The sequence below is a fragment of the Pseudoalteromonas sp. T1lg21 genome, from assembly GCF_002964625.1.
Classification (GTDB): Bacteria; Pseudomonadota; Gammaproteobacteria; order Enterobacterales; family Alteromonadaceae; genus Pseudoalteromonas; species Pseudoalteromonas gelatinilytica.
The window spans coordinates 134314-148505 of sequence record NZ_PQBX01000004.1 but is presented as its reverse complement, the minus strand read 5'-3'; the positions used below and the strand labels follow the sequence as shown (position 1 = coordinate 148505).

At 40.9% G+C, this 14192-nt stretch carries 13 protein-coding genes and 1 riboswitch; of the genes, 7 read left to right on the top strand and 6 right to left on the bottom strand.

The window, feature by feature from the left end; translation table 11 throughout:
• The first annotated feature begins 19 nt into the window (after nt 1–19).
• The 6 genes from C2M25_RS03235 to C2M25_RS03210 all read left to right on the top strand — a co-directional run bounded on the left by C2M25_RS03235 (nt 20) and on the right by C2M25_RS03210 (nt 8807).
• Nucleotides 20–1192 (top strand): efflux RND transporter periplasmic adaptor subunit, encoded by a 1173-nt coding sequence (locus C2M25_RS03235; RefSeq protein ID WP_105180376.1) that lies wholly within the window; start codon nt 20–22, stop codon nt 1190–1192.
• Between the two features lie 3 nt (nt 1193–1195).
• A complete protein-coding gene (locus tag C2M25_RS03230) occupies nt 1196–4348 on the top strand; it encodes an efflux RND transporter permease subunit (RefSeq protein WP_105180375.1) in 3153 nt (1050 codons plus the stop codon).
• A 160-nt stretch (nt 4349–4508) separates the two neighbouring features.
• Entirely contained in the window at nt 4509–6125 is a 1617-nt protein-coding gene (locus tag C2M25_RS03225; RefSeq protein ID WP_063705803.1) for a L,D-transpeptidase family protein, read from the top strand.
• A gap of 8 nt (nt 6126–6133) precedes the next feature.
• Nucleotides 6134–6997, top strand: coding sequence for a D-Ala-D-Ala carboxypeptidase family metallohydrolase (locus C2M25_RS03220; RefSeq protein WP_105180374.1), 864 nt, complete (start codon nt 6134–6136; stop codon nt 6995–6997).
• Between the two features lie 99 nt (nt 6998–7096).
• On the top strand, nt 7097–7342 hold the full coding sequence (locus tag C2M25_RS03215) for a hypothetical protein (RefSeq protein ID WP_105180373.1): 246 nt from the start codon (nt 7097–7099) through the stop codon (nt 7340–7342).
• 22 nt (nt 7343–7364) lie between these two features.
• Complete coding sequence (locus C2M25_RS03210; protein ID WP_105180372.1) at nt 7365–8807, top strand: serine hydrolase domain-containing protein; 1443 nt, start codon at nt 7365–7367, stop codon at nt 8805–8807.
• Between the two features lie 49 nt (nt 8808–8856).
• On the opposite strand, the gene ribB is transcribed toward C2M25_RS03210, so the two are convergent.
• Nucleotides 8857–9510, bottom strand: coding sequence for a 3,4-dihydroxy-2-butanone-4-phosphate synthase (gene ribB / locus C2M25_RS03205; protein WP_105180530.1), 654 nt, complete (start codon nt 9508–9510; stop codon nt 8857–8859).
• 106 nt (nt 9511–9616) lie between these two features.
• A riboswitch (FMN riboswitch) is annotated at nt 9617–9764 on the bottom strand.
• A gap of 47 nt (nt 9765–9811) precedes the next feature.
• Entirely contained in the window at nt 9812–10750 is a 939-nt protein-coding gene (locus C2M25_RS03200) for a LysR family transcriptional regulator (protein WP_105180371.1), read from the bottom strand.
• Between the two features lie 102 nt (nt 10751–10852).
• On the opposite strand from C2M25_RS03200, the gene C2M25_RS03195 reads away from it, so the two are divergent.
• The gene (locus C2M25_RS03195) at nt 10853–11509 is read left to right on the top strand and encodes a nitroreductase family protein (protein WP_105180529.1); all 657 of its coding nucleotides are present in this window, start codon (nt 10853–10855) and stop codon (nt 11507–11509) included.
• A gap of 72 nt (nt 11510–11581) precedes the next feature.
• On the opposite strand, the gene C2M25_RS03190 is transcribed toward C2M25_RS03195, so the two are convergent.
• The 4 genes from C2M25_RS03190 to greA all read right to left on the bottom strand — a co-directional run bounded on the left by C2M25_RS03190 (nt 11582) and on the right by greA (nt 14164).
• Complete coding sequence (locus C2M25_RS03190) at nt 11582–11983, bottom strand: hypothetical protein (protein ID WP_158679663.1); 402 nt, start codon at nt 11981–11983, stop codon at nt 11582–11584.
• A complete protein-coding gene (locus C2M25_RS03185) occupies nt 11980–12420 on the bottom strand; it encodes a T6SS effector amidase Tae4 family protein (protein WP_105180369.1) in 441 nt (146 codons plus the stop codon). The genes C2M25_RS03190 and C2M25_RS03185 overlap by 4 nt, the downstream gene beginning before the upstream one ends.
• Nucleotides 12421–12524: 104 nt before the next feature.
• Nucleotides 12525–13568: a S66 family peptidase gene (locus C2M25_RS03180; protein WP_105180368.1), complete on the bottom strand. Its 1044-nt coding sequence runs from the start codon at nt 13566–13568 to the stop codon at nt 12525–12527.
• A 119-nt stretch (nt 13569–13687) separates the two neighbouring features.
• Nucleotides 13688–14164, bottom strand: a complete 477-nt coding sequence (gene greA / locus C2M25_RS03175) for a transcription elongation factor GreA (RefSeq protein WP_063705817.1) — start codon at nt 14162–14164, stop codon at nt 13688–13690.
• Between the last annotated feature and the right edge of the window lie 28 nt (nt 14165–14192).

The following is a 14192-nucleotide window of genomic DNA, read 5'->3' as shown; positions in this document are numbered from 1 at the left end:
AACCGTGAGGGACTATCCCGTGGCTAGTAAAAAACAAATCATTCTCCCTATCGCCGTATTAGTCGGCGGACTTGGAATGGCATTCGCATTTGCCTCAATGAAGCAACCGCCAGTCGAAAAACCAGAACAAGATCTGCGACCGCTTGTATCAATTAAACCGTTAAGCTTTGACGCCATTACCCTCGATGTAAAATCATACGGTATCGTTAAACCTAAAAACCAAACTGAGCTTGTTGCGCAAGTGAGCGGTCAGGTTGTGTCGTTATCAGAACAATTTGTACAAGGTGGATTTGTTAAGCAAGGCGACATTCTAGCACGAATTGATCCAAATGATTACGAAGCTGCACTCATTGAAGCAGAAGCGGGACTAGCGCAAGCAAGCTCAGCACTTGAGATTGAACGTGCTCAGGTGTCAGTTGCACAAGCCGAATGGGATCGCATCAAAGGTGACTCAAACCAAGTTATTCCATCTGAGCTTTATTTACGTAAACCACAACTTGCTGAAAAACTTGCAAGTTACCGCGCTGCACAAGCCAGTGTAAAACGCGCTAAACGTAACCTTGAGCGCACTTACATTAAAGCGCCTTATGATGCGATTATCGACGAGCGCTTAATTAGTTTAGGCAGTGTGGTAAACCCAGGTAACAGCTTTGGTAGCCTAAGCTCAACGTCACTGGCTGAAATTCGTTTACCTGTAGCAGATAAAGATCTGCAATACCTAAATAACCAAGGTATTGGCGCCAGCGTATCAATTAACGCTGAATTTGCGGGTAAACAAACTACGTGGCAAGCGGCTATTGTACGTAGCGAAGGGGTTGTTGACCAACGCAGCCGCATGAATTATTTGGTAGCACAAGTGGCAACACCTTATGAGCAAAAACAACCACTACGTTTCGGTTCATACATAAATGCAACCATTCAAGGTCGTGCGCTGGACAACGCGATTGTGGTACCACATCACTTAGTAAAAGACAGCAAAGTCGCCGTGTTACAAGACGGTGAAACACTCTCGTTTAAAACACTCAATATAGTGCGTGAACAAAATGGCATGGTGATCGCCGACAATGGCCTTGCAAATGGTGAGCAACTGATTACCTCTGCACTTGAATACCCAACTGAAGGCATGGCAGTCAAGCTTGATAATGCAAAGCTTAATGCGCCAACAACGCAGTTAGCGTTAAAAGAGGAATAAGCCATGACCACGCACAGAGAAAAAGGGCTTATTGCCTGGTTTGCACGCAACCCGGTTGCTGCAAATTTGCTTATGATTTTTATCTTAGTGGGCGGTTTGTTAACGGCAATGTCTATCCGTAAACAAATGTTCCCGCAATTTGAGAGCAACTGGATCAGCATTCAAGCTGTTTATCCGGGTGCAGCGCCGCAAGAGGTTGAAGAAGGGATCACCATCAAGGTCGAAGAGTCTTTAGAGGGGCTCGAAGGCATTAAACGCTTAATTACCTATTCAAACCGTGGTTTTTCACAAGCTTGGATCGAAATCGAAGAAAAGTACGACCCTCAAGAAGTACTCGATGAAATCAAGATGCAGGTTGATTCAATCAATACCTTCCCTGCTGAGATGGAACGCCCTATTGTACGTCGTGATAAGTACGAGCAAGAGGTAATGATCTTAGCCCTGTATGGCGATATGACAAATTACCAACTAAAAGAGCTTGGTAACGACATAAAAGATGAATTACAAGCCTTACCTCAAATCAACTTGGTTGAATTTCATAGTGGTTTAAATTATGAAATTGGCATCGAAATTAGCCCAGATAAACTACGTGAGTATGGTTTAACCTTCCGTGATATTGCTACAGCCGTTCGCAGCTTCTCTGCAAATATGTCAGCTGGTCAAATTCGCTCAGAAAATGGCTATATTTCGATGCGTGTTGAAAACCAAGCGTATCGTGGTAAAGAGTTCGAAAATCTACCTTTATTACACTTACCTGATGGCGCACAAGTGTTCTTAGGCGATGTGGCCACTGTGCATGATGGCTTTGAAGAAGGCCTGCAATATTCTAAGTACAATGGTAAAAACTCACTAACATTTGAAGTTAATGCATCAAAAGATCAAGACATCACGAAAGTTGCAGGGGTATTAAAAAACTACCTAGCAGAAAAAGCACCACAGCTTCCGGCTGGCGTAAAACTGTCTCCGATTGTTGATTTAACTTACTACCTTGAAGGTCGTCTTAACATGATGATCGACAACATGGTATGGGGTGGTATTTTAGTCATGGTGGTACTGGCGCTATTCTTACCACTTCGTTTAGCATTTTGGGTGATGATGGGTTTACCTGTGTCATTCCTAGGTGCATTTTTAATGATGCCAATGGGCTTTTTAGATGTCACTATCAACTTAGCCTCGTTATTCGCATTTATTCTGGTACTCGGGATAGTCGTTGATGACGCTATCGTAGTGGGTGAGTCAGCCAGTTCTGAAATTGAAAAGCACGGTCATAGCCTTGATAACGTAGTACGCGGCGTAAAACGTGTTGCTATTCCTGCAACCTTTGGTGTGTTAACCACGATTGCCGCATTCTTACCGCAAACATTGGCATCAGGCCCAGGCTCTGCGTTTTCGAAAGCCATAGGCGGAGTGATCATCTTATGTTTAGTGTTCTCATTAATTGAATCAAAACTAATCTTGCCTGCTCACTTGGCGGCAATGAAAAATAAACCAGCGAATCCTAAAAACCCTTTACATCGCTTACGCTTAGGAATGGATAAAGGACTTAAAAACTTTGTCGATAATTATTACACTCCATTTATTGGTCACTGTATCCACTATCGTTACACCGTTATTGTTGGTTTTATTTGTGTATTGATTGTCAGTGGCGGTATGTTCGCAGGTGGTTTAGTGAAGTTTGTTGCGAACCCTAAAATTCCACATGATTTCCCACGTATCTCAATTGAAATGAATTTATCATCATCTGAGCAAGCGACTCTTGAAACAGCGCAAACAATTGAAAAACTGATTCTAGATGTCGATAAACAACTTGAAGAGCAATATGGTAAACCGATGATCCGCGATTTATCAGTTAGTCTGCGCGGCAGAACCAGCGCACGTATCATGGCAATTTTAGTTGAACCCGATTTACGTCCTATTGATACATTCCAGTTAAGTGCAATGTGGCGCGAACAAATGCCACCATTACCCGGTGTGAAAACGCTGAATATTGAAGACAGTATCATGAATGGGGGTCGCGATGACGGTGATGTAAGCTTCCGCCTTGAAGGTAAAGACATCAACAAACTTAAAGAAGTGGCTGCGCTATTAAAAGAGAAATTAAATAGCATGGAAGGTGTGGGTGATGTTAATGACTCACTCCAATCAGCAACCGATGAAGTACAACTTGAACTTAAACCGCTTGCTTACAGCTTAGGTTTAACCCTCTCGGATGTGGCATCACAAGTTAGCTTTAGTTACTACGGCCTAGAAGCACAACGTATTTTACGTGACGGTGAAGAAATTAAAGTAATGATCCGCTACCCTCGTGAATCGCGCAACGCGGTAAGTGACATCACAGATGCACGTATCATTACGCCAACAGGTGTTGAAGTGCCGCTAGCTGAAGTAGCTAAAGTAAATATTGTTGATGGTGTAAACCGTATTCGTCGTGAAAATGCTAAACGCACGGTAAATGTGTGGGCAGCCGTTAACACAGACCAAGCTGAACCATTTGCCATTGCAAAAGAAATCCGTGATGAGTATTTACCTAGCCTACTGAAAAGCTACCCAGGCGTAGAAAGTAATGTAGCGGGTCGTATTCAAGAAGAAATGGACAGTGTGGCAGAACAAGTGCGTGACTTTGCTCTATCAATGCTGATCATCTTTGCACTGTTAGCGATTCCACTTCGTTCATACTCACAGCCGTTTATTATTATGTCGGTTATTCCATTTGGTGTAATTGGTGCAATGTTCGGTCATATGATTTTAGGTATGACAATGAGCAGCCTGTCAGTATTTGGTATTATCGCGGTTGCAGGTGTTGTGGTAAATGACTCGCTAGTAATGGTCGACTTTGTTAATAAGGCCCGCGCAGAAGGTGTTGCAATTAAAGACGCGGTAATGCAAGCCGGTGGTCGTCGTTTTAGAGCTATCTTACTGACCTCTGTCACAACCTTTATTGGTGTATTACCAATCATTATGGAAACAAGCTTACAAGCAAAAATTGTTATCCCTATGGCTGTATCACTGGCATTCGGTGTGTTATTTGCAACGGTCATTACGCTTATTTTAATCCCTTGTCAGTACGTCGCGTTAGAAGACTTTAAACGCTTAATTGGCAAGCTGAGAGGTAAAAAAGCAGAGCCAGAAGCAAAATTACAAACAACCAGTCATTAAACTCCCTTTAAAATCCCAACCAAGCGCTTGGCAAACTCATTTGCCAAGCGTTTTTATTTAAAAAATATGTTCCTATAAATTGCATTGCTTTGCTAAGCTTAAATGAGCAAAAAAGAAACAATGTAAGCAAATTAAAAAAACACGTTATAAGGACATAGCTATGAAAATTCTTCGCTACACAGCTTTGGTAAGTTGTTTATCCATTTGCATGCCTGTGCTGGCCGAAAATCAGTACTTACAACAACAGCTTGAGCCTATTCTGATTGGTGAGTCGCACAGTATTGAAAAACAACAAATCCACTCCCCCGAAATGACCATTGCCACATACAAAGCAAACGGCTTTGAACGGGTATGGGATGACAGCAAATATGCTAAACAAGCGCTCAACTTAATTGCCCAAGCAGAACTTGAAGGCCTCTCCCCTAATGACTATCACTTTGATACTTTAATGGCACTAGCCAGCGAGATAGACAAACGTGGAGCCGATGCCGTCGAAGCCCAGTTTGATGTACTGATGACAGATGCTGTCATGACCTATGCAAAACACCTTATACGCGGAAAAGTTAACCCGAAACAACTCGCAGCCACGTGGAACTATGAACAATTTGATGTCAGCCCTGATGCCGCGGCCGCCTCATTACTTAAACATGTAAAATCAAAAAGCCTTGATAAGGGACTTGAAAACCTCAAGCCTGTTTTACCACATTATCAACGCCTAAAAGACGCCCTCGTGTTTTACCGAGAGCTTGATGCCACAGGTGAATTACCAGCCATCGTATTGCAAAACAATGTTTTAAAACCGGGTCAATCAGACCCAGCTGTGCCGCTCTTAAGGCAAAAATTAAAGCGATTAAACTATTTTGAAGGCAGTGAAAGTGACGTCACTGATTATGATGATGAGCTGGTGGCAGCAGTTAAACGCTTTCAAAATGCGCATCAAGTTGCTGATGATGGTGTGATTGGTAATGCAACGTTAAAACTACTCAACAAAGATTACAGCGAATACGTCAATGATATTTTAGTGAACCTAGAGCGCATTCGTTGGGTTGATAATACCCTAACAGAGCGCTTCTTAGTGGTTAATATCGCAGGTTACCTGCTGTATTTATTTGAAGACAATAAATTAAAATGGCAAACCAATGTAGTTGTAGGCAGAAACTACACCAAAACGCCAATATTTAAAGGGCAAATGAGCTATATCGTGATGAACCCAACCTGGACAGTACCTCGGAGCATTTCAGGTGGCATCATCAAAAAAATGAAAGAAAACCCAAACTACTTAAACGAGAAAGACTTTGTTGTGGTTGATAGCCGCCGTAATCCCGTGGATAGCGAGAGTATTGATTGGGCGAATGCCAGCCGTAAAAATTTTCCGTATTGGTTTGTACAACAACCTTCAGAGAATAATTCACTGGGACAAATAAAATTCATGTTCCCTAATAAATACTCAATCTATTTGCACGATACCCCTGCAAAAAGTTTATTTCAGCAAGACCAACGTGCATTTAGCCACGGCTGTGTAAGAGTTGATGACCCATTCACCTTGGCTGAGAAAATCTTAGAAACGTCAGATAATTGGAGCCGTAGTGAAATTGATGACGCCATTGCAGCAAAAGAGACTAAAAAAGTCAGCTTATCAAAACCGCTAGACGTACTTTTAATGTATTGGACCGTTGCGGGTAACGACGAGGGCCTACAATTTTATACCGACGTTTATAATCGGGATGGCGCGTTATTAAAAGCACTCACCACGCCATTAGCAAACAATACAATTTAGAGGTCACTATGTATTTCAGCCGTATTATTTTAAGTGTGTGCTTAGTGTTAACTACATGCTCTGTTGCTGCCATTGAATTAACTGACTCGCTGCACAGCCTTGTACTTGATGCGAAACAAGTGCTAACACTTGATAACACGGCTGATTTTACAGCTGCTGCAGTATCAGATGTTGAGACAGAGCGATTAGGGCCAAATAGTCTTGCCGTTTATGCCCCAGAAAATGCAGGGTTTTATAACCTAGTACTGAGTAACAATATTACCCGCAAACACTTACTCGTTATAGTGAAAACACCATTCAATGCCAACAATAAGCAATTGAATAATTACCAAATCGGCCTCTACCCTGCACCTTATAAAAACTACCCACAGTACAGTGCGCCAAATGGATTTATTGAAGTAACACAGGAAGACTTAACTCGCCAACTGACTCCTCATGTGCAAATTAAAAATGTAATTTGTAAGCAAGTGAGTGGCTTTCCAAAATATTTATATATAAATAACGACGGCTTGATGATGCTCGAAGAATTACTCACGTTTGTACAAAATGAAGGGATTAAAGTCAGCAAATTTGCCTTTATTAGTGGCTATCGAACTCCCCACTACAACCGCTCTATTGGTAATGGCAAACACAGCCGACACCAATATGGTGATGCCTTTGACTTATATATAGATGAGAATGGCGATGGTCGAATGGACGATTTAAATAGCGATGGTAAACTAACGATTGCTGATGTTGATGTACTTTATAAAGTGTTCGAAAAATTTCAAAAACAGAGCCGCTATAACGGCGGTATCGGTCGCTATAAACCCGCCTCTCACCACGGTGGTTTTGTTCACATAGATAACCGAGGATTTACCGCTAGGTGGTAGTACAATCCTCTTACAACCCTTGTTCAAATATTATCCGATTGCATTATTACTGCTTGATTGCTAAGTTATTGTGTGTAGGGGAAAATCGTAGTAAAAGACGTGATTAAAGACAGTGGTATTGATGAAACACAGCTTGATTTAATCGCCCTACTGAAAGACAAACAATCAGCTAATAGGACCACACTCTATGTCAGTAACGCTGACCCAATAAGCCCCGCTGGTTATTGGCAAGCACTTCAAAATAAGAGTGTAACTGTTGTGCATTACAGTAATTTTAACCACACCAGAAAGGTCAGCCTTATCAATCAAGCCATGCGCAATGAGGTTTTACATAGTCTAATGTAACCAACAAATAACAACGACAGCAATGAACATATTCTTTAAGAAATTAAGACTACTTGTAGTTTTTTATCTACTCGCAATTTCAAGCCTCGCACACAGCCAAAACATGCAAGCAGAAATGGCTGACTTTATTAATGGCTTTCATAACTTTAAGCAGTTTAATGGCAATGTGTTAGTTGCAAAGGATGGAAAAGTACTGTTTGAACAAAGCGTTGGCTATGCCAACTTTGAATGGGATATAAAACATAGTAATAAAAGTAAATTTAGAATTGGTTCAATTACCAAACAATTTACTGCCATATTAATTTTGCAATTGGCACAAGATGGAAAACTTAAACTCGATGATCACCTTGCAACATACCTCCCTGATTACAGACAAGATATAGCCACTAAAATCACCCTTCGCCAAATACTTAATCACACCTCTGGTCTTGGTAATTATACTCAAGCAAAATCGTTTCGTGATGAGTACAGTCGAAACCCCTACAGTGTTGATGAATTTATTCGCTTACTATGTAGTGATGATCTCGTGTTCGAACCCGGCACTGACTTTCGTTATAGCAATTCTGGCTACTTTATTTTGGGTGCAGTAATCGAAAAGGTAACAGGTCAAAAATATCAAGACGTATTACAGAAGAATATTTTAGATCCACTCGATATGAAGGATACAGGCTATGACTCTCACAATAAAATCATTAAATTTCGCGTATCAGGTTACGACAATGGCCTAGCAGGCTATAGCAATACTGATTATTTAGATATGTCTATCCCGTATGCTGCTGGGTCTATGTATTCAACAGCACGAGATTTACTAAAATGGGATCACGCTCTCTACACGGATAAGTTATTGAACAATGAATATAAAAAGCAGATGTATCACGTTTCTGAGCAAAGAAATTATGCACTTGGTTGGGAAGTAACAAGCCTTGATGAAAGTACCTACGGAAAAGCCCTGACACGTATCCAACATGGCGGTGGTATTAATGGTTTTAATGCATTTATAAGTAGAATCATCGAAGACAAATTACTGGTTATTATTTTAAATAATACCGGTGGTGCGCCACTCACTCCCATGACTAATGGCTTACTTGCAATTTACTATGGCAAACCCTACGAAAAAGCGACAGAGCATGCAGATAGTAAACTTTACAACGCATTTAAACGTGAAGGTATTGCAGGGTTAAAGAATACCTATCAGCAAATGGTGAGTGAGGGTAATACGCCGAGAGAAAGGTCGCTAAACTACTTTGGCTATGAATTAATGCAGATGGATGAGCTAGACGCCGCAATCACAGTGTTTGAACTCAACAATCAATCTTACCCAGATTCTGCAAATACGTTTGACAGTTTAGGTGAAGCATATTTAGCAGCTGGTGATAAACAAAAAGCATTAGCAAGTTACAAAAGTGCGCTAAAACTTAATCCTGACAGTGAAAGTGCTAAACAAGCTATTGAGAAATTACAATAAATGAAGGCCACAAGAGTGGCCTTATTTTTTTACTTACGGCTTAACGCTTTTAACAAGCCTGTTTTTGCGTTGCTTGGATATAGGCAACTAAATCTTCAATCGATACAACGGGCATGTTGTGCTCACTGGCAAACTTGCTTACTTCAGGCAAGCGAGCCATTGAACCGTCTGGATTCGTTAATTCGCAAATAACACCAAACGGTGTTAAGCCCGCTAACTGCATTAAATCAACCGATGCCTCGGTATGGCCACGGCGAACTAAAACCCCACCCGTTTGTGCACGCAGTCCAAACACATGTCCTGGGCGAGACAAATCTTCAGGCTTTGCATTGTCTGCTGTTGCCGCTTTAATGGTGGTTACACGATCAGCTGCTGAAACGCCGGTTGTCACGCCCGTTTTAGCTTCAATGGTCACTGTATACGCTGTTTTGTTCTGACTGGTGTTATGCTCAACCATTTGTGGTAAATCAAGCTGTTTAACACGCTCATCGCCCATGCAAAGACACACAATACCGCTACCTTCACGGATCATCATGGCCATTTGCTCTGTGGTCAGGTGCTGTGCTGAATACACAAAATCACCTTCGTTTTCACGGTTTTCGTCATCTACTACAAGCACGCCTTCACCCTGCTGCAAAGCAGCAATAGCACGTTCAACGCGTTCAAGTGGTTCGCCAAATTGGCTAAGTAAAGAAGACTGAATCATCATTTTTAATACCTATTAAATTAAATATGAAAAGATTCAGGACATTGAAAGGCACAGCAAAAAAGACCGCCCGCAGGCAGCCAATTACTGTTTTATAGATTAACTATATTCTCTTTCATCCGGACTATCACCGTCGGCTCTGGCCTCTCACCAGATCTGCTGACCTTTAACCAACGTTAAAGCGCTCGCGGGCTCACTTAAATTTAAAGTATACCGCCGGTGGGGAATTTCACCCCGCCCTGAGAATGCTGCTTAGCCATAAATATGAATAAGCCTCGCTATTCTATACCTAAAATAATTAGTTATCGAGTACCCGCTTATCTAAAATGCCTTTTTCAATCAATTGATTGAGAATTGCCTTGGTTTTTGCTCGGCATATATCACGCACTAAACGAACCGCGGGTGTAATGGATTGTCGGCTTGGGCAAATTAACCAAAGCTCTGCACATAAATGAGGGTAATTTTGCATTACTGGCACTACCCGCCCACTTAGCAAATCATCACTGATATCAATGCAAGATTTAACTGCTAGGCCTTTTCCAGCCACACACCAACGCCTTACCAAATCACCATCATTCGATGCTCGACGGCCTTGCATTTTCACCTTAAAGCGCTGGGCTCCATCGGTAAATTCCCAGACATTATTGATGATATCTTGCAGTTGATAAAATAGGCCTTGATGCTGATTTAATTCATCGGGATGTGTCGGCGCGCCATGTTCGGCAATATACTCTGGAGTTGCACATAACAGCCGCGGAACATTACAAATTTTAAAGCCATATAAATTTGAGTCGGATGGCGAGCCATACCTAAGCGCAAAATCAACGGAGTCTCGGTAAAAGTCGACATTACTATCGCTAATATGCGGGCGCATACTCAGTTTTGGATACTCATCAAGTAACTCATCTAACCAAGGAATAATAATATTGCGGCCTAAGTCTGAAGATAATGCGACTCTTAGTTCTCCTTCAATTTCATCATGCTCACCTTTTAAGGCGAGTGTCGCTTGCTCAAGCATGAGCACCGCTTGCTGACACTGAGGTAAAAAGCGTTCCCCTGCCGCAGATAAACGTAAATGACGAGTAGTTCGAACAAATAACTCTGCACCCAGCGCTGCTTCAACACGTTTAATTGCCGCACTGGCGGTAGCGGCTCGCATGTCTAATTTTGCTGCCGCGGTTGTAATACTGCGAAATTCAGCCACCTTGAGGATTAATTTGAGATCTTCAACCAGCATATTAACTAAAATTTTTTGATAATGTTTATTCGATTATGCGCTTTATCGTAAAGTATGCAAGGCGTAAACTGCACCTAATTGTTATACATGCGGGAGCAAACCATGACACACCCAATCATTTCTGACTTACAACGCCGTTACACAAGTAAACGTTACGACGCTTCAAAGCACATTAGCCAAGCAGACTTAGCTGTAATTTTAGAAGCATTACGCTTGTCGCCATCGTCTATTAATTCTCAACCATGGAAGTTTGTGGTCATTGAATCAGAGCAAGCAAAGCAACGTTTACATGATAGTTTTGCAAATAAGTTTCAATTTAACCAAGTACATGCAAAAGCGGCTTCGCACACTATTTTATTTGCTTATAACCCAAGCTATCAACGTGCTGATTATGAAAAAGTAATTGATGCGGATATTGCGAATGGCCGCACTAAGGCAGAAAACAAAGAGCAAGCATTTGGCGCATTTGCCTTCGTTGATTTAAATACTGACGAGCAAGGTGTTAACGCCGCTTGGACTAAAGCTCAAACCTACATTGCCTTAGGCAATACTATGCACACGGTAGCTCGTTTAGGTTTAGATTCAACACCGATGGAAGGTGTCGATAAAGACTTGCTCGGTGAGCTTTTTGCAGATGAATTAGGCGGCTATGTTTGTGAGGTGGCACTCGCTATTGGTTATCACGAGCCAGAACAAGATTATAATGCTGCATTACCAAAATCTCGTTTAGATAAAAATTCTGTAATTAAGATTGTTTAACAAACCTTAATAGTTACGCCTTTTAATGTAGGCGTAACTTAGAATGGCTATTATAAATGAGCTTATAAGCTTTTAATCAGATAGAAACTGCCTATACATTTTTTCATCCAAGCCTAAATTGGGACAAACCAAGGTTTTATCCTTCACCTTTGACAATGATAGCTTTTCATTATTAACAATAACTGCTTGATATTCTAATGAACAATTATCTTCTTTTGTTACGGACCATCTAGACAGTTTATCTAACGGTGATGGTGCCCCAGAAATAATATAAACCTCTGTCTCACCATATTTTTTAAAATTCAATAAATTATCATGAACTTTCACTAAACTGCATGGAGTAATTAATCCCAGTTTCTTTTCTGTATTATTTAACTTCACTGTACAACTTTCCGAATTTAATAAAAAAGCACTTTTCGCAGTTGAACAGGATAAAAGTAATATCATGCCAAGCAATAATAATTTTACTCTCACACTAATATCTCCCAAAACCAAACTTGATCACCAAGTTCAAGCCAATCAGAGCTTCCTCCCTTAAGGTATTCACCATCCCATAAATCAATATGGTCAGTGTTACCCCAACCATTCATAATGAAGATAATCCCTTTTTTATCTTTCAAAGCAGACAATGCGCCCCCTTTTATCACTTTTTTTGATCCGAATTCCTTACAATTAGAAGAGTCTATCCAGTTTGCTAATTCTTGTGCAGCCAATATATGCCTAGGGCTATGTTTCAGGCCGGGATAACATCTACGTTGAGGGTACATAATATCGAATGAAGAAGTATCAATTCCTGATTTTTCTAATGATACCCCCATCCTAATAGCACATTGATTTTGAAATAAAGATTTATCACAAGGTGAGTTAGGATAAGGGTGGTTTTTCCAAAGTTTGTTAAATTGAATTATCATAAAAGTTCCATTTTTATTTAAAAACCCATTATAGGAACTTCAGAGTAATAAACAACCCAACTAAAGTTTAAAAAATCACAACTCATTAAATGAATTGGTTGCCTTTATGTACATATTGTCTTCACAACCACATTACTCGCCAATCCATCAGACAAATCCGCCGTTATTGTGGCAACAGCTCCATTTATTAGTGCTAAATTAGGGGCAACATGACCAATGTCAGCATCAACGGTAACCGGGAACAAATTGCCTTTAAATGCAAGTTCGATTGCTTGATATTCATCAAAGTAGCAATCGTTGTTTATTGCAGGGCTGCGGCCGAACACCACTGCATTCACATCAGTAAAAACATCATTCAACTTTAATGATAACAAACAACGTGCAAGGGCCATTGGACTGAGCTCTGCATTTTCGAGGTATAAAATTAACCCCTCTGGTGCATACTGCTTTTTAAACTCATGTAACGCATAGTAATTTGAGGGTAACAACAAGCCTAGCGTATCTAAACAGCCACCAATTAATCGTCCAGATACTTCAATTTGGCGTGTATCTTTATAATTGATACAGCGCCACTGACTCTGTGCGGTAAAATCAAACTGAGCATCAGGCTCGGCTTTATAATCAATAGGCTTTTGCTGATAAAAAGGCGAAGCGACTTGATGCAGCTGCTGCTTTTCTTCAAGTGCCATGGCGTTGAAAATATCCGCTAAATAAGCATCAGGATCATTTGGGTGAATTTGCATCAAATTGGCAGCATGCAAGGTTGCCCAACCACAGCGAGTGGTTAATGCACATGCAAACGTACTGATATCTGAAAAACCAACTAACCACTTAGGTCTTGCTTTGCTTATCGCATTAAAATCAAGAAGAGGTAAAATCTCCATAGTGAGATCCCCTCCCCACGGAGGCATAATTGCCGCAATTGAATCATCAGTTAAATACTGCATTAGCTCTTCTGCTCGTTGCTTAGCGCTATTATGCTCTTGTCGTAAGCAGGCACCTTCAATAACGGTAAAACCTTTAGCAGATAAGCCACTAAGCACTGTGTCTAAGCGTCTATGAAATGCTTTATCAACACCCGATGAAAAAGCACAAATAGCTATACTATCGCCTTTGGCAAGCGGCTTAGGATATTGAATTTTAGCCATTATTACTCCTTCATTATGATTGCTAAGCGACCAACCTAGCGAATAAACTTCCCTCTGTAAACAGGCATAAAAAAACCGCAGTATAAAACTGCGGTTTTTATCAATGCTTGGTTAAGCTATTAAATATACTCAACTTCAATGATTTCGTACTCGACTTCACCGTTTGGTGTTTTAATGGTAACGGCATCATCTACCTCTTTACCAATTAAGCCACGTGCGATTGGCGAGTTAACAGAGATCAGGTTGTTTTTGATATCTGCTTCATCATCACCCACGATTTGGTAAGTTACCTCAGCGTCGGTTTCAACGTTAACGATAGTCACTGTTGTACCAAAAATAACTTTGCCAGTTTTTGGCATTTTCGTCACATCGATGATTTGTACATTTGAAAGTTTCGCTTCAATTTCTTGAATACGACCTTCACAGAAACCTTGTTGCTCACGAGCAGCATGGTATTCAGCGTTTTCTTTCAAATCACCGTGTTCACGCGCTTCAGCGATATCAGCGATAATTTTTGGACGTGTAACTGTTTTTAATTCGTTAAGTTCCTCGCGCAGTAATGCTGCACCACGAACCGTCATCGGAATTGATTGCATATTATTCTCACTTAATCCAAAGGGCGAA

Coding starts and splice junctions, on each gene's coding strand:
- C2M25_RS03230 (WP_105180375.1), top strand. CDS start 1,196: ATGACCACGCACAGAGAAAAAGGGCTTATTGCCTGGTTTGCACGCAAC.
- C2M25_RS03225 (WP_063705803.1), top strand. CDS start 4,509: ATGAAAATTCTTCGCTACACAGCTTTGGTAAGTTGTTTATCCATTTGC.
- C2M25_RS03220 (WP_105180374.1), top strand. CDS start 6,134: ATGTATTTCAGCCGTATTATTTTAAGTGTGTGCTTAGTGTTAACTACA.
- C2M25_RS03180 (WP_105180368.1), bottom strand. CDS start 13,568: ATGGCTAAAATTCAATATCCTAAGCCGCTTGCCAAAGGCGATAGTATA.
- C2M25_RS03210 (WP_105180372.1), top strand. CDS start 7,365: ATGAACATATTCTTTAAGAAATTAAGACTACTTGTAGTTTTTTATCTA.
- C2M25_RS03200 (WP_105180371.1), bottom strand. CDS start 10,750: ATGCTGGTTGAAGATCTCAAATTAATCCTCAAGGTGGCTGAATTTCGC.
- greA (WP_063705817.1), bottom strand. CDS start 14,164: ATGCAATCAATTCCGATGACGGTTCGTGGTGCAGCATTACTGCGCGAG.
- C2M25_RS03195 (WP_105180529.1), top strand. CDS start 10,853: ATGACACACCCAATCATTTCTGACTTACAACGCCGTTACACAAGTAAA.
- C2M25_RS03185 (WP_105180369.1), bottom strand. CDS start 12,420: ATGATAATTCAATTTAACAAACTTTGGAAAAACCACCCTTATCCTAAC.